This window comes from Woronichinia naegeliana WA131 (genome assembly GCA_025370055.1).
Taxonomy (GTDB): Bacteria; Cyanobacteriota; Cyanobacteriia; order Cyanobacteriales; family Microcystaceae; genus Woronichinia; species Woronichinia naegeliana.
This window is the reverse complement of sequence record CP073041.1, coordinates 127,794-146,152: the sequence shown is the minus strand read 5'-3', so window position 1 is coordinate 146,152 and position 18,359 is coordinate 127,794. Positions and strand designations below refer to the sequence as shown.

The window sequence follows — 18,359 nt, the reverse complement described above, 5'->3', positions numbered from 1 at the left end:
AATTCCTAGCCTAGATCTCTAAAAGCATTTGACAGAGCTTGACAGGGGTGAGCAGACCTAAAAAAAATCTGCAATAACTGGGGATTTTTAGAGATCTCTTCTAATATTGGGGCAGATGACCTTGCCCTGACCCATTGGATAAAAGGAAAGCAATCATGAGTACAACCCAAGCCCCACCGCTTGTTTCCCTACAAGACCCAAAGGATGTTTCCATTGATGTCATTGGAGCCGAGTTATCCCAGATTTGGAATAGCTATCAACAAAACGAAGATGGTCTAGCGGCAACCAGAGCCACAACCTTTAGTTTTGTCGTCTATGAACCGGATTCCATTCAATCCCTACTCGCTGCTCTAGGATTTTATACCGGCCCCATTGATGGTATTGCTGGGCCACGCATGAATTCAGCAATTAAATCAGCCCAGAAAGCCTATGGGTTAACCATTACAGGTCAATCTACTCCTGAGTTTACGCAACGAGTCCGCCAGGAATTTGAGCAGGCCAAGGCCGCCGGAACTCTAACCACTGCTGCTCAACGTTTGGCCCAACCCTATTCTCCTGATTTAGAGGGAAGTGGCATTGCCGACGCGATCGCCGCTTCTAATCCTTGCCGTATCATTACCCTCTGTCCTACTGCCGAGGAAGATGAAGGTGTACAGGCTCAAGTCTCTGCCTACTGCCCGCTCCAAAAACGCAATAAAAATGCCCTGATCTGCTGTGAGTATATTACTTTGCGAGGCACGGCGGAAGCTTTAGAGCGAGTGGGGGGCATCATTGTTGAGTTAATGATCCCAGAATTACCCAAGTTTATTTGGTGGAAAGCCAGTCCCGATGCTGACTATAATCTCTTCCGTCGTTTAGCGTCTGTGGCCAATACGGTGATCATTGATTCCAGTATTTTTGCCGAACCCCAAACGGATATGGAACAAGTGACTCAACTGCTTAACCAGGGTTTAGCGATCGCAGATTTAAACTGGGCCCGTCTGGCTCCCTGGCAAGAACTGACAGCCGAGGCCTTTGATTCTCCCGAACGGCGATTTGCGGTGCGAGAAATTGATCAAATTTCCATTGATTACGAAAAAGGCAATCATGCTCAAGCCCTCATGTATCTCAGTTGGGTTGCAAGTCGTTTGCAATGGCGACCCCTTTCCTATAAACATGAACCTGGGGATTATGACATTCGGCGCATTCAATTCACCTCTGTGGATCAACGCTTGATCGAAGCTGAACTAGCCGGTTTACCGATCGCCGATACAGGGTCAGTTTTAGGCGATTTGATCAGCTTAAAATTAGGCTCTACTAATCTTCAGGCCGATTGCGGAACCGTACTTTGCTCCGGCACTATGGGATGTATGCGGATGGAAGCAGGGGGGGGAGCCCAATCCTATCGTATTCAACAGGTGACTGCCTTGGAAGATCAAAAAACAGAACAACTTTTAGGTCGCCAACTGCAACGCTGGGGACGGGATGTGCTTTATGATGAGAGCATGAGCCTAGTTCATGAAATTCTCCAAATTGCCACCCAATAAGCAGTTCATCCCCTAAAACTCCCACCGGCAAGGGGTTTCAACCCCTTGTTACCAAGCTTGCAAATTAAGTTGCTTAGAAGTTCCAAAAAGCGATCGCGTTCTAAAATTGTCTATGCTAGAAAAATGTACCGATTTGAATTCTGACCTAGACTATCCCACTGATGCTAGATACCCTTCAAACTCAACTTTATGCCATTGAACAATTTGCTAATGATCAGGTGGCTTGGCAATTAAATCATCTCAATGCCCTAAGTCTTGGCATTATTTTTCTAGCAGGATTATTGACCAGTTTAACCCCCTGTATGTTATCCATGTTACCCCTGACGATCGCCTATATCGGGGGCAAAGCAGAATCGGGACGGTGGCAATCTCTCTGGCAATCCTTCTGGTTTGCTTTGGGGTTAGCAACCACCTTAGCCGGACTAGGAATTCTGGCAGCCTCTATTGGTAAAATATATGGGCAAATTGGTCTAGGACTACCCTTACTGGTGAGTGCGATCGCCATTATCATGGGACTGAACCAATTAGAATTAATTTCTCTACGTCTTCCCAGCTTAGGCACAACCGACTGGATCAAGAGCGAATTACCCACTGCTCCTCGCGCTTTTTTGATTGGGCTAACCTTTGGTTTAATTGCCTCTCCCTGTAGCACTCCCGTCCTGGCCAGCTTACTCGCCTGGATTGCTGGAACCCAGAATGCAGTCCTCGGTGGCGGTCTATTGCTGGCTTATACCTGTGGCTATGTTCTGCCCTTGATTCTCGTTGGAACTTTTACGGGAACTTTAAAACAATTGTTGTCCTTGCGGCAATGGTCAGGTTGGATTAATTCCCTGAGTGGAACCCTACTGATTGGTTTTGGGGTGATTTCCCTGCTTTCGCGTTTTCCCCTAGATGCTTTCTAACATAGAATGCCGTCTAAAAAGTAAAAAAATATCAATAATCAGTTAAGTTAGTTAAAGAAATGTAAACTATTTTTCTCTTCGGCCATGACTGAAACCCAACCGACCCAAACTCCTAAACTCGAAGACCCCAAATTTGGCTTTAATGACTATACAGAGCGTTTGAATGGTCGGGCTGCCATGATTGGTTTTCTATTGATCCTACTGATTGAATACCTCACAGGGGAAGGCGTACTGGCCTGGTTAGGCTTAAATTAGGCTTATAATCACCCTCAATGAGAATGATAAGATGGAGGATGGCTAAGGCCATCTTTTTTGGGTAGTGATTCGATAGTAGTGGTGGCAGCTTAAGCCTTTGCTAATTGGGGCTTGCTGAAAAAGTCCACAAAACGAACCTAGATGCCACAGGACGCGAAAAATAGTGACTTCAGAAAGTTGTTTCCAATTTCAACCTCCAGTTTTCCAACGACCTGCATGGGCTTTGAGCCTCCAAAGGCCATAACCTTGCACCTGATCGTTTTTAAAATGCTTGAAAGCATTGTCTGGCAAGGGTTCTATACTTATTCAGCAAGCCCTAGCTAAAAAAATAGGGGAAATTTAATCTTCTTCGGTTAATCGCTCCAAACTGGCTCCCACATCATCTCCCTCGGAGACAATAATTGCAGCTAAAACCTTATCAATACGAATGCCATCCATATCCATCACTTCTAAGCGTAACCCTTTCGTTTCAAAGTGATCGCCAGATTGAGGAATTTTACCAAGACTTTCAATAATAAATCCCCCCAGGGTATGATAATTTCCCTCCTCTTCATTGGGTAAGGTTTCTTTCTCAAACAGTTCTTTAAATTCATCAATGGATAACAAACCATCCAGTAAATAGGAGCCATCTTCTCGTTGAATAATTTGTGGTTCTTCAATTTCATCATCATTGGGAATATTCCCTACGATCGCTTCGATTAAATCATTGAGAGTCACTAAACCTTCAATCCCGCCATATTCATCCGTAATCAAAGCAATATGGGTTCCTGACTGTCGAAACATTTCTAACACATTCAGCGATCGCGTACTCTCCGCAACAAAAAGCGGCGGTTGGGCCAAGGCTTGCAAACTGAGGGCGGCTCCCGACAATTGGGTATTGAGAATATCCTTAACCCGCACAAATCCCAGACAATTATCTAAACTATCCTGACCGACTGGAAAACGAGAATAGGGCGTTTCTAAAATTTCCCGTTGATTTTCTTCCCAAGGCGAATCCACATCTAACCAAATAATGGAAGTGCGTGGAGTCATCAAAGTTTTAATAGGGCGATCGCCTAACCGAAAAACCCGTTCCACCATCTCCTGTTCCGCCTCCTCAAACATTCCGGCTTGGGTTCCCTGCTCAATCAAAACGCGAATTTCTTCTTCCGTAATTGGGCTAAGTTCATTAGTACGAACTCCCATCAGGCGGAGTAAACCATCCGTTGAAACACCTAACAATTGCACAAGAGGAGAGGTAAACTTAGCCAACCAACTCATCGAAGGAGCGACAGAACAGGCTAACTCTTCAGGATGACTGAGGGCAATGCGTTTAGGGACTAATTCCCCGACCACGAGGGAAACATAGGTAATCAGCGTGACCACTAAAACAATACTGAGCGCATTGCTATAGGGAGACAAAAGGGGAATAGAGACTAAAACTTCTTCCAAGCGGCGGGCTACGGTAGCTCCCCCAACGGCCCCACTGAGAATGCCAATGAGTGTAATGCCAATTTGCGCTGCCGACAGAAAATCATTCGGAGAATTGGCTAACTTCAAGGCTAATCGCGCCTTTCTATTGCCTTGCTTGGCTAATTGTTCAAGGCGAACTTTACGAGCAGAAACGATCGCAATTTCCGATCCCGAAAAAACCCCATTAGCAATAATCAGACAGAGAATCAGGAACAGTTCAAGGGCAACAGAAGACATTCGTTGGGATGGAATGGGATAGCAAGACTAGAGACAAGCCTACCAACGAGACTCAAAAAAGCGGATGGGTAGAATTTAGCAGACACGATTAAAAAATATCAATGTTTTGCTAGTTGTCTATTCATTAGTCTTGAATGAGATTATAGGAACATTCGGGGAGATTGAAAAGCCTACCCCTAGAAAGCTGAGGCAAAAGCTATTCTCCACAGAGAGGAGAATAAAACCTATTGCTATACAGAAATGGGCATCCTGACGAAGACTGAGTGCAATTTAAAAATTATTATACCCCCAAGGGAATTCGAATCCCTGTCGCCTCCGTGAAAGGGAGGTGTCCTAGGCCTCTAGACGATGGGGGCATGATTGCCCGTTGCAGGTGTTAACCTTGCTTTAGACCTTTATTAATATAGCGAGAAGCCCAAAACTTGTCAATCATTTTTGATAATTTTTTTTGCGAAATGGCTCAGTCCTTAACCATGTCGCCATTGGCTAAACTTTTCTTTTACTTTTTCATCTAAACTATGGGCCAACAAACGACCCTGTTTATTCGGACGGGTACGATGCTGTTTTTGGCGTTGGTAGGTATTGGACTCTACTGCCTGGGCTAAATGTTTAGCGGACATCCATTCTGCTCCATACCCTAGAATCGTCAACTGTTGGGCCCGATCCGAGGTGGCCACAATCAAACGAGCCGGAATAACTTCGGTTTTGCGAGCATAGGAAGCACAGCGTTTTTCAATATAGGTATCCGCCGTTTGCATCCAATCAGTGAAATAGACAGACAAATGGGGGCCGTGCATTTCTTGGCTGCTAGGTGTTTTTTGATACTGGGAGTCAAAGACAATCTGGGTTTGGTAGCCCTGGTGAGTCGTAAAGTTAATCAGGGTTTCGATGAGTTCATCCCTGGCCATTTCTAACCCAAAGCGATCGCGGGTTAATTTGAGTGATGACCAACTACCGATAATGTTATAGCCATCTACAAGCAGTAAAGCAGCGTGAGCAGTAGTATTCATGAGTTTGGAGCAAGCGCATAGGGGAATGACGTAAAAACAGAACAATCTTCTATCTTAACAAAATTTTTACATTTTCTTACAAGTTGTTAAGATTTCTGTCTCCCTCACCTCCCCCGTCTCCCTGTCTCCCTCACCTCCCCCATCTCCCCTAAGCCGTCCGCACCACAACCCGACCGTAGGCATTGGTCGGTAAGTACCTTTGGGCCGCCTGTTGTAAATCCTGGGAAGTTAGAGATTGAATAGCCTGGGGATAACCTAGTGCTGGTTCTAAAGTTCTTAGATGAGAATAGTAATAGCCATAGAGATTGGCGCGATCGCTGGGTCGCTCATTACCCATGATAAAACGGTTAGCCACCTGAGTCCGAATGCGAGCTAACTCATTGTCCGTAATAGAATCTAACTGGATTTTCCGAATATGTTCCAAAATAGCTGCTTCGACCCGTTCAATATTCTCCTTGGGTAACTGGGCCACAAAATAAAATAAGCCCTGAACATCTTGGTTCATATTACTGACATGAATACTGTTCACCCATTCCTTTTCTTCCCGTAAATCTCGAAATAGACGAGACACTTTTCCTTTACCAAGAATCACCGCCAACACATCTAGCGCGTAGGTTTGGGAAAGATTTTGCAATCCTGGCACACGCCATAACATAATCAAACGAGATTGCTGAAGAGTCTCATTCACGATCTCGCGACTGATAATTTCCGAAAAAGAAGGTTCTGCTACTAATTTTGGGGCGGGAAGAACCTGGGAGGGTGATTTGATGGTGTAGGTCTGAGAAAAACTATCGGCAACTGTGGCAATTAACTCCTGAGCAGGCAAATTTCCCACCACCACGGCGGTCATGCGAGAGGGTTGATACCATTGGGCGTGAAAATCGCGCATCTGTTGAGGCTGGAGTTGCTCAATAATGGTCGTTTCTCCTAAAACAGGACGCTGGTAGGGTAAATTCTCAAAACCAATTTTGATCGCCTCTATAAAAATACGACGTTGGGGGTTATCCTCTGAGCGACGAATTTCCTCTAAAACCACTAACTTTTCCCGCTCAAAGGCTGCCGCCGCAATGCTGGGATTTAAAACAACTTCTAACTGTAGGGGGGCCAGGCTGGTAAAATCCTGTGGTGCAGTAGTGATATAGTAATGGGTATATTCCTGACTGGTGGCCGCATTCGTTACTGCTCCCCGTTCCTCGATCGCCTTTTCAAACGCTCCACTTTCCAAGCGAGGAGTCCCCTTAAATACCATATGTTCTAGGAAGTGGGCCATGCCATTGATCTCATCATTTTCCTGAATGGAACCGACTTGAAACCAAATATTCAAATTGACTGCCGCGACGGGCATCTGTTCTGCAATAATCGTTAAGCCATTGGGAAGGGTATAGATCGTGGGAGAATTAAGGGCTGGTGTGCGGAGCAGAGTGGAGGTCATGGACAAATCCTTCGTTAGGCTTACCTTCTCTATTCTAATCCTAGAGGCGGTTGGCAAAGAGTCAGAGATGACATAATTTGGGTAGTGTTCTGAATCTGTGGATAAGACCAATCGCAGTTATTGCGCTGACAACGTTCTAGAAAAGCGATCCACCGATCTAGCACATTACCGAAGTTGCGTTAGTTTAAATTCAGAGTAGGATCTAATGTCCTGCTATTTTCATATTCCTTAAAAGGTATTATAGAGATATCTGAATGACTCTAAAGATTACTTTGTTTTGATCTCGACTTAGTGTTTTAGATAATCTGGTGTCATTCGTATCGTAAGTTTGCTACCCTATTCCGAACTATTGAGCTATTTTTTGGTTACTTCATAATGCTGACTCATTTTCGTCAAGCGGTTCAATCCCAAGATTTTCTACTCACGGCAGAAGTCACTCCTCCCAAGGGTCATGATCCTCAACGGATGTTAGCGGTCTCTCAAGCCCTTAAGGGGCGGGTTCATGCCATTAATATTACCGATGGCAGTAGAGCGGTTCTGCGAATGTCCTCTCTGGCGGCCTGTATTTTGCTGCAACGGCAAGGCATTGAGTCTATTTGCCAAGTAACCTGCCGCGATCGCAATCTGATTGGTCTGCAAGCCGATTTAATGGGAGCTTCAGCCTTAGGAATCCAAACGATTTTAGCTCTTACGGGCGATCCGCTCAAGGCAGGCGATCATCCCCAGGCTAAGGCGGTCTATGATTTAGAATCGGTAAGACTGTTGAAATTAATTGAAAAACTGAATTTAGGTGTGGATGCCAACGAAAAACCGTTAACCGATGGTGCGCTCGATCTCTTGGCGGGGGCGGCTGTGGATCCTCAATCCAAAAGTTGGTCTGGTTTACAATCCCGTTTTGAACGAAAATTAAAAGCCGGAGCGCAATTTTTTCAAAGTCAATTAATTACCGATTTCGATTGTTTAGATAAATTTATGACCCAGGTTGCGGCGGGTTGTGGTAAGCCAATTTTAGCAGGGATATTTTTGTTGAAATCGGCTAAGAATGCTCAATTTATTAACCGTAATGTGCCAGGGGTTGACATTCCCCAACATTTGATTGACCGTTTAGCCCAAGCCAGTGATCCCCTACAGGAAGGCGTTAAAATTGCCGCCGAACAGGTTAAATTGGCCAAAGATCTCTGTCAGGGGGTGCATTTAATGGCGATTAAACGGGAAGATCTGATTCCGCAAATCCTGGACTTAGCCGGTATCCCACCGTTAACGAGTCAATAATTGAACTTTTTTTAACCCGCTTTTGAGTTTACGTCCTAATTTTTGTAAGGGAGAGGCGCGAGTTAGCTTTTGAGGGGCGCGATCGCTGTCTTTCAAAAAACGATAATAGAGAAAAATAGCTTGATAGCGAATGCCCACATCCTCTCCCTGACATAACCGCCTAAAATCCTGAGCAGGATAATTCATATAATGAAGACGATGAATAGGCTTTAAACCTTGCTCGTTATAAAGTACCTGATCAATCTCCACAAAGGGATCGGCATCAGCACAATTGCCCGTTCGATCCTGGGGATTAGAACTGAGGGTGAAATTATAACAAGGTCGCCCAGAGCGAAGGGTTAGATAATTAAACAAAAAAGCATCATCCCACCATTTAGGAAGCCAGTTAATTTCCTGCTCTTGAATTAATTTCTGACTGAATTTTTCTAATTCTGGGGCCGAAAAAATGCCTCGTTTGGAACCGAAAAAACTAGAACAATGAAGACTTTTCTGCACAACTTCACGGTCATAGATGGGATTGGCTTGTATTAATCCCAAATCTAAGGCAGTTTTACCCTCTGGTTTGCGATGTTCCCAATCATCAAAAACAAAATCAACGGTTTTTAATCGTTCAAATAATGGCTCTAGGGGCTTCATGGCCAAACTATCGGCATCATAATAGACAAACTCTTCAAAAATACCGTCGAAGGCGACAAATTTGCGATGATGGCCTTTTCCCCAGGGAGGTCGTGGCTGCTGTTTTTTTCGAGCGGCGGGATAGCTATCCCAGACTTTTTCGGCAAAATTTTCCCAGGCTTGGATAACCTGACTTTGCTCAAATAGGCTAACTTGCGGTCTTTGCTGAATTTCGGTAATAATTCTATCTAAACGGTCATCGAAGGGGATAACGCAGATCGGTATTTCTACACCGACATTTTTTTCAATACTATTGAGTAAGGCAATCAGTTGATCATAAACAACGTCATTGGCTAAGGTATAAATACCTCGCGGATTCATGATATTCTCTCCATACAAACCTTAAGCAATATCTTTAGCATAGCCTTTCCTGAGATGATTTCCCCTTCTATTACCGCTATTATTTGTACTCACAACCGCGATCGCTATTTGGGGGAAGCGATTGATAGTTTATTAGCCCAGGATTCTGAGAATTTTGAGGTCTTGGTCGTTGACAATGCCTCCACTGATCAAACTCAACAGGTTGTAGCATCACGTTCACACGATCAGCGTTTAACCTATCTCTATGAACCTCGTTTAGGCCTATCCCTAGCGCGGAATTGTGGTGCTAATCACAGTCAGTCAGAGATTTTAGCCTACCTTGATGATGATGCGATCGCCACGCCCCATTGGTTAAGCACGCTCCAAAAAGCCTATCAGGAAAACGAACAATTAGCGATCGCCGGTGGAAAAATTATTCTACGCTGGCCCGATGATGTGAAGATTCCTCAATGGTTATCCTTAGAAATGATGGGAGCCTTGGGGCATTATGACTTAGGAACAGAAACTCTCCAGATTAGCCAACCGGGACTAACCCCTAGAGGACTCAATTATTCCCTACGTCGCCGTTTTTTAGAACAAGTTGGTGGCTTTAATCAAGGCTTAGGGAGAATGGGTACTCAATTGTTATCGAATGAAGAACTCTATATGACCGAATTAGCTCTCCATCAAGGCCTAACAGTGGCCTATCTTCCCGATGCTCTGGTCTATCATCAGGTGGCTCCTGAGCGGCTAGAATATCAATGGTTTTTGCGACGAGCTTGGTGGCAGGGTATAAGTGAATGCCAACGCGAAAGCTTGACCGGATCGGCAACGATATCTCCTTTGCAGAAGGGGTTAGAGAATATGATCAGAGGCATCTATAAAGCCTTAAAATATTGGCAAGATACTGGCTTAAGATTTGAGAATTTTCTCTACGCCTACGGACAAATCGGTTATCTTAGTCAATGGTTGAAAATGAGTGTATTTCAACGATAAATTAACCCAAATATCTTAGAATATTAAAATATTAGCGAGACAGATTAACTGTTTAAGTTCCCCAGTATTGGGGGATTTAGGGAGCAATTCCAAAAACTACAGTTTTCAAGTTAGACAAGGTTTAACAAGATTTAAAATGATTACTAAAAAAGCGTTGATTTGTGGTATTTCTGGACAAGATGGAGCCTATCTGGCGCAATTATTACTGAGTAAAGGCTATCAAGTCTATGGAACCTCTAGAGATGCTCAGATGTCCTCTTTCCGTAATCTCAACTATTTAGGAATTCGAGAGCAGATTAAATTAGAATCAATGTCCTTAAATGATTTTCGCAGTGTGATTCAAGTCATTACTAAAAGTGATCCTGATGAGATCTATAATTTGGCAGGGCAAACCTCCGTCGGACTTTCCTTTGAGCAACCTGTTGAAACCCTAGAAAGTATTGGTACGGGAACCTTAAACCTATTAGAAGCGATTCGTTTTTTGGGAAAACCCATTAAATTTTATAATGCTGGATCGAGCGAATGTTTTGGCAATATTGGTAATCTTGCCGCCGATGAACAAACCCCTTTTCGTCCCCGTAGTCCCTATGGTGTGGCCAAGGCAACGGCTTTTTGGGAAGTTGCTAATTATCGAGAAGCCTATAATTTATTTGCTTGTTCAGGTATTTTATTTAATCATGAATCTCCGCTACGCCCTAATCGTTTTGTTACGCAAAAAATTGTTCAAGCCGTTTGTCGCATTTCCCAGGGCAAGCAACAGCAATTATCCTTGGGAAATTTGAAGATTCAACGGGACTGGGGCTGGGCTCCTGAATATGTGGAGGCAATGTATTTAATGTTGCAACAGGAAACGCCAGAGGATTTTGTTATTGCCACAGGAGTCACCTCTCGTTTAGAGGATTTTGTGGATCAAGCTTTTACTGCCGTTGGCTTAAATTGGCGAGATTATGTGCTCACAGATTCTAGTTTATTGCGTCCTTCAGATTTATCGATTAACTGGGGTAATCCCCAAAAGGCTAAGGAAAAATTAGGTTGGCAAGCGAAATGGATGATGCCCGATGTGGTTAAGGCCATGATGAGCCATGCCCAATTATCATTAAATTAGGTAAATAAGTGAACTTTAAAATAAATACATTTAAAATAAATATCTTAAATATCTTAAAACAAGATGAATTATTGGTTAATGAAATCGGAGCCAACAACCTATAGTATTGACACCTTAAAAACTGAAGGGGAAACCCTGTGGGATGGTGTACGCAATTATCAAGCTCGTAATTTTCTCAAGCAAATGCAGATCGGCGATCGCGCCTTTTTTTATCATTCCAATACCGCCATTCCTGGCATTGTGGGCTTAGCGGAGATTGTTGCCAACCAGGTGATTGATCCGAGCCAATTTGATCCCCAAAGTGACTATTATGACCCCAAATCTTTCCCCGATGCTCCCCGTTGGCACACTGTTAAAGTTGCATTTACACAAAAATTTCCCAGGATCATTACCCTCACCGAACTCAAGGCCCGCTTTAGTCCAGAGGAATTAGGGGTCGTCAAAAAGGGCAATCGTTTATCTGTTTTACCAGTGCCAACGGCGATCGCCGAACAAATTTTAAGTCTAGTCAGTCTAGGAGTGGGAGAAAACGAAACTTGAAACCGAGAGAAATAGTCTTAGGATGGGGTTTAAAGAGCATTAAAACTTGAGAAATTCCTATGCAGTTTAGCGAGATTGTGGAGAAATTGGGTACGGTCGTCAAAGCCTCTAGTTTGACAGTTCAGCCCGACCTCAACCCAGACATTCAAGGTGTGGCCGCCGTTGAAGAGGCTACTTCCCAGACCATCAGCTATATTGAGGGGGTAAAATTTGCCGCTAAACTCCAATCCACTGCGGCTAAGGCTTTAATCCTACCCATGGATGAAGGTTTACAGTCCCAAGCCAATCAAAGGGGAATTGCTTGGATCGCCTTATCGGATTCAAAATTGGGATTTGCCCAGGTAATTCGTTTCTTTTATCAACCCTTTCGTCCTCAAGGCAGTATTCATGCAACTGCCGTCATTGATCCCTCTGTTCAACTGGGTCAGGATGTCTATATTGGCCCCCAGGTAGTGATTGAAGGGGGTGTGACTATCGGCGATCGCGTTTGTATTCATCCCCAGGTCGTGATCTATCCAGAGGTGAGCATTGGGGCCGGAACGACACTACATTCCCATTGCACCATTCATGAACGGACGGCGATCGGAGCTAATTGTGTGATTCATAGTGGAGCCGTAATTGGAGCCGAAGGATTTGGCTTTGTACCGACGGCTGAAGGCTGGTTCAAAATGGAACAATCAGGGCGCGTGGTGCTAGAGGAGGGAGTGGAAATTGGCTGTAACAGTGCGGTAGATCGTCCGGCCGTGGGAGAAACCCGTATTGCTCAACAAACAAAACTCGATAACTTAATTCATGTGGCGCATGGTTGTCAGGTGGGTCAAGGCTGTGCGATGGCAGCCCAGGTGGGTCTGGCCGGTGGTGTGAAAGTGGGAAATCGCGTTATTCTGGCGGGCCAGGTGGGAGTGGCCAATCAAGTCAGTATTGGGGATGGAGCGATCGCCACGGCCCAAAGTGGCTTGCACAGTGATGTTGCGGCGGGAGAAATTGTTTCCAGTAGTCCTGCGGTTCCTAATAAATTATATTTAAAAGTTTCGGCTATCTATAAGCGTTTACCAGAGATGTATCAAGCCATTAAACAATTACAAAAAAAGGTAGGAGACTAGGCATTTTTGCTGATGGTGGGGTAGGCTGCATCATTTTTGCTAGAATAGCAGCATTCGCTTGGATTCCCAGCCGGTGCTTCTAAGGAAAGGCCAAGCTATCAGAACGTTTATAAAACAACCTATATCTATGTCTCTATTTGATTGGTTTGCCAACCGCGAAAAGGCCGAACCCCCGACCATTCAACCGCAACAGGAAAGGGAAATTGCCGATGGTCTCTGGACAAAATGTCCCGCCTGTGGGGTTTTAACCTATACCAAGGACTTGCAGGGGAATCAGATGGTCTGTGGAGAATGTGACCATCATCTGCGGGTGGATAGTGATGAACGCATTCGTCAATTGATTGACCCTAAATCCTGGCAACCTCTCAATGAACAATTACGCCCCACCGATCCCCTTCAGTTCCGCGATCGCAAAGCCTATAAAGACCGGATTAAAGAGACTCAAAAAAGTACAAAGCTCAGTGATGCTGTACAAACGGGTATCGGCAGACTGGATGGTCTACGTGTCGCTTTAGGGGTAATGGATTTTCGTTTCATGGGAGGAAGCATGGGATCTGTGGTCGGCGAAAAACTTTGTCGGCTGATTGAATATGCCACCCTAGAGGGTTTACCTGTCATTATCATTTGTGCCTCTGGGGGGGCCAGAATGCAGGAGGGAATGCTCAGTTTGATGCAGATGGCCAAGATTTCTGGCGCATTGCAACGTCACCATGATGCCAAGTTACTCTATATTCCGGTGCTGACCCATCCTACGACGGGAGGCGTTACGGCCAGTTTTGCGATGCTGGGAGATGTCATTATTGCAGAACCCAAGGCCACCATTGGTTTTGCCGGACGACGGGTAATCGAACAAACCCTGCGGGAAAAGTTACCCGATGACTTCCAAACCTCTGAATATTTATTACAACATGGCTTTGTCGATGCGATCGTGCCTCGTCCCCAATTAAAACGAATCCTTGCCGAATTGATTGGTCTTCATCAACCCTTCTTTCCTATCTTGCCTAACCTGAATACAGAGATTAAAGCGATAGAGACAGAAATTGTTTTTCGGCATGAAGAATTGAATAGCCCTAGCAAGGAAGAAATTGTGCCTTAAAAGTCGTAAGGAATGAAAAATAAATAACCTGGGCATTTTGCTGTTAAACAGATATGAAGCTTTTACTTTAGAACTTCAAATGCACAACTTAATAGATTTTCATTCCTAAATACTTAGCACGGTGATAATTTGCGTTTCTAAGTTTAGCCCCCTAACTACCCAACTTTGGGGGGAACTGTTCTCTATTTATGGCTTTCAAAGTCCTCTCGGTATTGAGGGATTTAGCGATTATCTTGTTTCAAAAGGTTAAGAAACAGGTCAAACCCCAGGAAGATGGTGTAAGATTCTATTGGATTTCGTAAGAAGCCGTTTCTAGAGTACTAGTGATTGGCAGTCCTTCCCCTGAACCGTCTCCAAATGCCTATATTTTCTAGGGTTAGAGCGTATTTACTGGGGCTGTTCTTCTCTCTTGTTTCGACGCACCTCGCCTGATCGCTGAAAGCCTTGATCTATCGTTGAGATGGGTCGAATGCTGACGGTGTAAGGGTTCTAGAACTCACTTTTTTCTGTTTTGACAGATTTTAGGAGGTAAAATGACAGTACAATTGTCACATACGTCGAATTGGCTATCTCTAAGATGCTCTGGACAGGGCTTCTAAGAAGCGACTCCCTACCGATTGGGTTAAATCGGATTAGTTGGAAACGATGATTTTACGGTAGTAATATTGGATCGAAAATCACTTAACACCCTACCGATTGGGTTAAATCGGATTAGTTGGAAACAAGTTTTTCATTTGCTTTAATCGTTAAGAACGATGACCCTACCGATTGGGTTAAATCGGATTAGTTGGAAACTGCTCGGAGGCAGCAATCAGGGTAAACTCTTGGAGAGCCGACCCTACCGATTGGGTTAAATCGGATTAGTTGGAAACGCAAGGGGACGGGGTGACTTGGTGACGGGGCGAATGGCGATTAATTATTTTTTCTGATTGCTTAAAACCCTTTTTAAAATCTCCCAGTCTCCCCCTCTCCCAGTCTCCAAAATCCCTAACGATTGGGTTAAATCGGATTAGTTGGAAACGTGTCAACTTTAGCGATACCGTCTGCGAACTCACCAGCACGCCCTACCGATTGGGTTAAATCGGATTAGTTGGAAACTGAATATTGATCACCTTGATTGATAGATTTCCTGTGATTCCTACCGATCGCGTTTATCGGATTAATTGGAAACAATTAACCTCTGGGCGCACGCCATCATTGGTGTCAACTTAAGCCAAAATGCCTACTCACAAAAGATTAGCCTAAAAGCAGGCGGAAGTAAGAGTAGGCTGAAAAAAAGGTTAGTATATAAAAAAGTGAGCAAAAAACAAATGGCAAGACAACATCCTCGGAGAAAAGGAAACCCAGACTTACGTCGTAAGACAAATCAGCCAGGGGTAGAAATCCCTGAAATAACAAAAGAGTTGTTTGAATTACTAGAACCCACAATGTTTACACCATTAAAATATTTACAGGGAACTCATGAGAAAATGATGAGAGATAGGGTATTAAATTGGGTACATCCCGGATAAAGTAGTACATAGAATCTGGGGTAAAATGGAAAAAAACTGATGAGCGAAAAAAGTATGTTACCGATTCCCCCAGAAGAAAAAGCACTGTTAAAACAGCATCTCACCGAATCAGCCCGTATCCTGCGCAAATATACGGAACCAGAGAAACAGAAGGACTTTGGAAGCATCGAAGTATACTTCAAACGTTCATAATCTGAGATTTATCAAAGCGTTGAAATCGTAAGGTGAGCAGAGAATCAAGCTCCTCCTTATATTTTACGTTAGCATCCTCAAGACATCCTGAAATTGCTGCAGAAAACTGCGTAAAATCTTCATAATATTTTGCGTATAAACACTTCTTCTTCACAAACTTCCACAGTCTTTCAATTAAATTCAAGTTAGGAGAATAAGGAGGTAAGTACAGTAACTCTATTCCTAATGATTCTGCCAACTCCTGCACAATTCGGCATTTTTGATAACGAGCATTGTCTAATACCAACGTAATCGGTATTAATAGTCCTAATTCTGCTATCTTTTCTAGGAGTTCACAAACCTGAGTTCCCGTAATATAAGAACTGTTCGTTACCATAATTACTTCATGGGTAATTGCATTTAATGCTCCTAACACATTAAAACGTTTTCTCCCTGATGGTGACTTAATAAAAATCCTCTTGAAGCACCATATAAAATTTACAAATGCTCCCATTACAAAATGAGAGGCATCTACAAAGAAAACTGCCCTTTTTCCTGCTTTTGCCTCTTCTAGCCTTGGTTCTAGCTCTTTTTCTCTATAGCTATCCTGAGCTTCTACATCTGCTTTTGATGGAATTGTTCCCACCTTTAGACACCTCATTCCTATTGACTTTAAAAATTTTCTGACTTGCGTCGGACTTCTTTTTATTCCTGTTAATTCTTCTATTCTTTTTACTGCTTCATTTATTGTTGCTGGTGGATTTGACTCAAAATATGCCTCAATTGTCCCTTGATGCTCTGTTAACTCGCTTTTCGGGCGATTAAATTTTATTTCTTTTAGTTTTTCTATCCCGCCCTCTTGATAATCACGGATATAGCTTGTCACCGTATTTACTGAAACTCCTGCGAATTGAGCAATTTTTTGATGAGACAATCCCTGACTTTTTAGCCATAAAACTTCCATCTTTAGCTGCACTCTAGGATGCGGGTGATTAAACCGACCGTAAGACAACAGTCTTTTGTCTTCTTCTGTAAATTCTAACTTAATCATTTCTCAGCCTCTTGACTAATTTTTCTATTTTTATTATATTATCTCTTATTTTTAGAATTCGCAACCTGTGACCGTGTTTAGTATAGAAGTCAGAACCCAGATGTTAGAAATTGTGGGGCCAACAATGGGGGAGTTTTTTTTTCAGAAGGGGGAAAAAAACGGTCTGGAAACAAGCGAAAAATCAAAACCCTAGTCGGAGAAGTGGAAATAAGCCAAAAACAAGCCAGAAAACTAAAGGTGTCGCCAAAAATCGTCTTAAGTCCAGGTTTAGAGAAATGCTGTCTAAGAGCCAGTGCGAAAGGGTGCGACCTTTAGTTGATAAAAGCTGTTGTAATCAGGGTTCTACAGGGAACCCATATTGATCAAGTTTTGCCCAAAATTGACTCCATCGTTCCTTGGTCAATACCAAAGCTCGTAGGCTCAAAATAATTCCTGCTCCTTTTTCCTTCCATCGCATCCCTGAACAACATAATCGTTGTTTGACCAACGTCTTACAAGCTGCTTCCGTAACACCTGAACCAATCGGATACTTTTTCTCTAAGTATTCAGCATAATCCATTTGATGCTGATGATTCTCGTAATAAGTAATCGCCGCTTGTAGTTTCTCGGTAAGATTCTTAGAATGACTTTTTTCTTCTTTGACTTCTTTCATCAGATTTAGCAGTTCTCCTGCTTTTCCTTTTTCATGCTTGAGTTCTCGACAATTTTCAGTCAACCATTCTTTTTGTTTTGACACTGTATTCGGATGCAACGCTTCTGCCAAGGCACCTAAGTAACCAGAGGCATGATAGAAATCTAATATCTGTTCTTCCGTTTGCTTTTCTAAAAACTTCCAATTTGATTCTGCCCCGTCTGCTATCCCGACCAATGTTGCCTCTGGATAACGTTTTTTCGCTCGCTCAATTTCTCTTTCTAATCTTTCTAGAAAACTCTTTTTTCCATACTCTGGTGCCGCACCTAGATAGATTGTATGTTGACGTTCTCCCTCACTATCGTATAGGGAAACGGTTCCCACCATTGCTTCACGGTAGCCATCCTCACACATCAGCATACAGGTTCCATCTAATCCTATTCCCACTGTTGCAATTTGGCTATCCTCCTTGGGCGGGGCATAACTCCACGCTTCTTCTTTTGCCTGTACCACACTTCCTACTGCTTCACTCAATCTTTGGATATAGGATAGCGCTACTTTTCTACCATGATTTTCTAATAAATCATTTTTCACCTCTTTGCCTGCCATCCCTGACATTTTTGAGGATACCTGTTTTGCCAATAATGGCGTTGATGTTATGATTATCCTTGCTTCTCTTTCTAAGGGGCAATACGTTTTTCCTCCTACTGAACGCTGATATACATGACGATTCACTATAACCTCACCATAAGGTGTTTGATATTCTTTCGGTTGCTCTCCCTTACTCTTCCAGATTTCTTCACCGATTTTTAAGGGTGAACCATCTGTATCTAAATATTTCAAGGCTTCTTTGCTGGCGATGCAACCTACTTCGTTTAAGCCTTTTTGAATATTTATTTCTGTATCCAACATTGAACGACTGAGTTCTAATGTTAGTTCTATTTTTATCTTTGAACCCTCTACATTAATTAGTTTTGCTGTCATCATTGTTTCCTCTTTGTCACTTTTCATCTCATGTTAACACTTTTCTTTTCCTTCATCAACTAAAAGTCGCACCCGTGCGAAAACATCCTACCAACAAGCAGAAGAAGATA

Annotated in this window: 17 protein-coding genes, 1 tRNA gene and 1 CRISPR repeat array; of the genes, 11 read left to right on the top strand and 7 right to left on the bottom strand. The window is 43.4% G+C overall.

Translation table 11 applies throughout. The features are described from left to right. Positions 1 to 155: 155 nt before the first annotated feature. From opcA to KA717_00695, 3 genes are all read left to right on the top strand, one after another. A complete protein-coding gene (opcA, locus tag KA717_00705) occupies positions 156 to 1,526 on the top strand; it encodes a glucose-6-phosphate dehydrogenase assembly protein OpcA (protein UXE61563.1) in 1,371 nt (456 codons plus the stop codon). Positions 1,527 to 1,687: 161 nt separating this feature from the next. After that, positions 1,688 to 2,428, top strand: coding sequence for a cytochrome c biogenesis protein CcdA (locus tag KA717_00700; GenBank protein ID UXE61562.1), 741 nt, complete (start codon positions 1,688 to 1,690; stop codon positions 2,426 to 2,428). An 84-nt stretch (positions 2,429 to 2,512) separates the two neighbouring features. Continuing rightward, positions 2,513 to 2,683, top strand: a complete 171-nt coding sequence (locus KA717_00695; GenBank protein ID UXE61561.1) for a hypothetical protein — start codon at positions 2,513 to 2,515, stop codon at positions 2,681 to 2,683. 339 nt (positions 2,684 to 3,022) lie between these two features. On the opposite strand, the gene KA717_00690 is transcribed toward KA717_00695, so the two are convergent. From KA717_00690 to KA717_00675, 4 genes are all read right to left on the bottom strand, one after another. After that, positions 3,023 to 4,372 carry a hemolysin family protein gene (locus tag KA717_00690; protein ID UXE61560.1) on the bottom strand — a complete coding sequence of 450 codons (1,350 nt, stop codon included), beginning with the start codon at positions 4,370 to 4,372 and terminating at the stop codon, positions 3,023 to 3,025. Positions 4,373 to 4,655: 283 nt separating this feature from the next. Beyond that, positions 4,656 to 4,728: transfer RNA gene (locus KA717_00685), tRNA-Glu, on the bottom strand. Positions 4,729 to 4,839: 111 nt separating this feature from the next. Then, positions 4,840 to 5,382, bottom strand: a complete 543-nt coding sequence (locus KA717_00680) for an NYN domain-containing protein (GenBank protein UXE61559.1) — start codon at positions 5,380 to 5,382, stop codon at positions 4,840 to 4,842. Between the two features lie 148 nt (positions 5,383 to 5,530). Then, the gene (locus tag KA717_00675) at positions 5,531 to 6,814 is read right to left on the bottom strand and encodes an insulinase family protein (protein UXE61558.1); all 1,284 of its coding nucleotides are present in this window, start codon (positions 6,812 to 6,814) and stop codon (positions 5,531 to 5,533) included. Between the two features lie 375 nt (positions 6,815 to 7,189). Between KA717_00675 and KA717_00670 the strand changes: the two genes are divergently transcribed. Continuing rightward, entirely contained in the window at positions 7,190 to 8,086 is an 897-nt protein-coding gene (locus KA717_00670; GenBank protein ID UXE61557.1) for a methylenetetrahydrofolate reductase, read from the top strand. On the opposite strand, the gene KA717_00665 is transcribed toward KA717_00670, so the two are convergent. Next, positions 8,072 to 9,082, bottom strand: coding sequence for a hypothetical protein (locus KA717_00665; protein UXE61556.1), 1,011 nt, complete (start codon positions 9,080 to 9,082; stop codon positions 8,072 to 8,074). The genes KA717_00670 and KA717_00665 overlap by 15 nt on opposite strands. A 54-nt stretch (positions 9,083 to 9,136) precedes the next feature. On the opposite strand from KA717_00665, the gene KA717_00660 reads away from it, so the two are divergent. From KA717_00660 to KA717_00630, 7 genes are all read left to right on the top strand, one after another. After that, positions 9,137 to 10,057 (top strand): glycosyltransferase, encoded by a 921-nt coding sequence (locus tag KA717_00660; GenBank protein ID UXE61555.1) that lies wholly within the window; start codon positions 9,137 to 9,139, stop codon positions 10,055 to 10,057. A gap of 136 nt (positions 10,058 to 10,193) precedes the next feature. Next, on the top strand, positions 10,194 to 11,162 hold the full coding sequence (locus KA717_00655) for a GDP-mannose 4,6-dehydratase (GenBank protein ID UXE61554.1): 969 nt from the start codon (positions 10,194 to 10,196) through the stop codon (positions 11,160 to 11,162). A 63-nt stretch (positions 11,163 to 11,225) separates the two neighbouring features. Continuing rightward, positions 11,226 to 11,702: an EVE domain-containing protein gene (locus tag KA717_00650; GenBank protein ID UXE61553.1), complete on the top strand. Its 477-nt coding sequence runs from the start codon at positions 11,226 to 11,228 to the stop codon at positions 11,700 to 11,702. 59 nt (positions 11,703 to 11,761) lie between these two features. After that, positions 11,762 to 12,805, top strand: coding sequence for a UDP-3-O-(3-hydroxymyristoyl)glucosamine N-acyltransferase (gene lpxD, locus KA717_00645; GenBank protein ID UXE61552.1), 1,044 nt, complete (start codon positions 11,762 to 11,764; stop codon positions 12,803 to 12,805). A gap of 127 nt (positions 12,806 to 12,932) precedes the next feature. Next, positions 12,933 to 13,901 carry an acetyl-CoA carboxylase, carboxyltransferase subunit beta gene (gene accD, locus KA717_00640; GenBank protein UXE61551.1) on the top strand — a complete coding sequence of 323 codons (969 nt, stop codon included), beginning with the start codon at positions 12,933 to 12,935 and terminating at the stop codon, positions 13,899 to 13,901. Between the two features lie 607 nt (positions 13,902 to 14,508). Continuing rightward, positions 14,509 to 14,773: direct repeats of the CRISPR family, unit length 37 nt; unit sequence ACCCTACCGATTGGGTTAAATCGGATTAGTTGGAAAC. Positions 14,774 to 15,196: 423 nt separating this feature from the next. Beyond that, entirely contained in the window at positions 15,197 to 15,412 is a 216-nt protein-coding gene (locus KA717_00635; GenBank protein ID UXE61550.1) for a hypothetical protein, read from the top strand. A gap of 39 nt (positions 15,413 to 15,451) precedes the next feature. Then, positions 15,452 to 15,604 (top strand): hypothetical protein, encoded by a 153-nt coding sequence (locus KA717_00630; protein UXE61549.1) that lies wholly within the window; start codon positions 15,452 to 15,454, stop codon positions 15,602 to 15,604. On the opposite strand, the gene KA717_00625 is transcribed toward KA717_00630, so the two are convergent. After that, complete coding sequence (locus KA717_00625; protein UXE61548.1) at positions 15,591 to 16,634, bottom strand: IS630 family transposase; 1,044 nt, start codon at positions 16,632 to 16,634, stop codon at positions 15,591 to 15,593. The two genes, KA717_00630 and KA717_00625, sit on opposite strands and share 14 nt — an antisense overlap. A 334-nt stretch (positions 16,635 to 16,968) precedes the next feature. Then, positions 16,969 to 18,249 (bottom strand): ISKra4 family transposase, encoded by a 1,281-nt coding sequence (locus KA717_00620; protein UXE64932.1) that lies wholly within the window; start codon positions 18,247 to 18,249, stop codon positions 16,969 to 16,971. Between the last annotated feature and the right edge of the window lie 110 nt (positions 18,250 to 18,359).

Bases quoted from the DNA above. Each gene is read 5' to 3' on its own strand.
- opcA (UXE61563.1), top strand. From the start codon at position 156: ATGAGTACAACCCAAGCCCCACCGCTTGTTTCCCTACAAGACCCAAAG.
- KA717_00650 (UXE61553.1), top strand. From the start codon at position 11,226: ATGAATTATTGGTTAATGAAATCGGAGCCAACAACCTATAGTATTGAC.
- KA717_00670 (UXE61557.1), top strand. From the start codon at position 7,190: ATGCTGACTCATTTTCGTCAAGCGGTTCAATCCCAAGATTTTCTACTC.
- KA717_00695 (UXE61561.1), top strand. From the start codon at position 2,513: ATGACTGAAACCCAACCGACCCAAACTCCTAAACTCGAAGACCCCAAA.
- KA717_00700 (UXE61562.1), top strand. From the start codon at position 1,688: ATGCTAGATACCCTTCAAACTCAACTTTATGCCATTGAACAATTTGCT.
- KA717_00665 (UXE61556.1), bottom strand. From the start codon at position 9,082: ATGAATCCGCGAGGTATTTATACCTTAGCCAATGACGTTGTTTATGAT.
- KA717_00680 (UXE61559.1), bottom strand. From the start codon at position 5,382: ATGAATACTACTGCTCACGCTGCTTTACTGCTTGTAGATGGCTATAAC.
- KA717_00690 (UXE61560.1), bottom strand. From the start codon at position 4,372: ATGTCTTCTGTTGCCCTTGAACTGTTCCTGATTCTCTGTCTGATTATT.
- KA717_00660 (UXE61555.1), top strand. From the start codon at position 9,137: ATGATTTCCCCTTCTATTACCGCTATTATTTGTACTCACAACCGCGAT.
- KA717_00625 (UXE61548.1), bottom strand. From the start codon at position 16,634: ATGATTAAGTTAGAATTTACAGAAGAAGACAAAAGACTGTTGTCTTAC.
- accD (UXE61551.1), top strand. From the start codon at position 12,933: ATGTCTCTATTTGATTGGTTTGCCAACCGCGAAAAGGCCGAACCCCCG.
- KA717_00620 (UXE64932.1), bottom strand. From the start codon at position 18,249: ATGACAGCAAAACTAATTAATGTAGAGGGTTCAAAGATAAAAATAGAA.
- lpxD (UXE61552.1), top strand. From the start codon at position 11,762: ATGCAGTTTAGCGAGATTGTGGAGAAATTGGGTACGGTCGTCAAAGCC.
- KA717_00655 (UXE61554.1), top strand. From the start codon at position 10,194: ATGATTACTAAAAAAGCGTTGATTTGTGGTATTTCTGGACAAGATGGA.
- KA717_00630 (UXE61549.1), top strand. From the start codon at position 15,452: ATGAGCGAAAAAAGTATGTTACCGATTCCCCCAGAAGAAAAAGCACTG.
- KA717_00675 (UXE61558.1), bottom strand. From the start codon at position 6,814: ATGACCTCCACTCTGCTCCGCACACCAGCCCTTAATTCTCCCACGATC.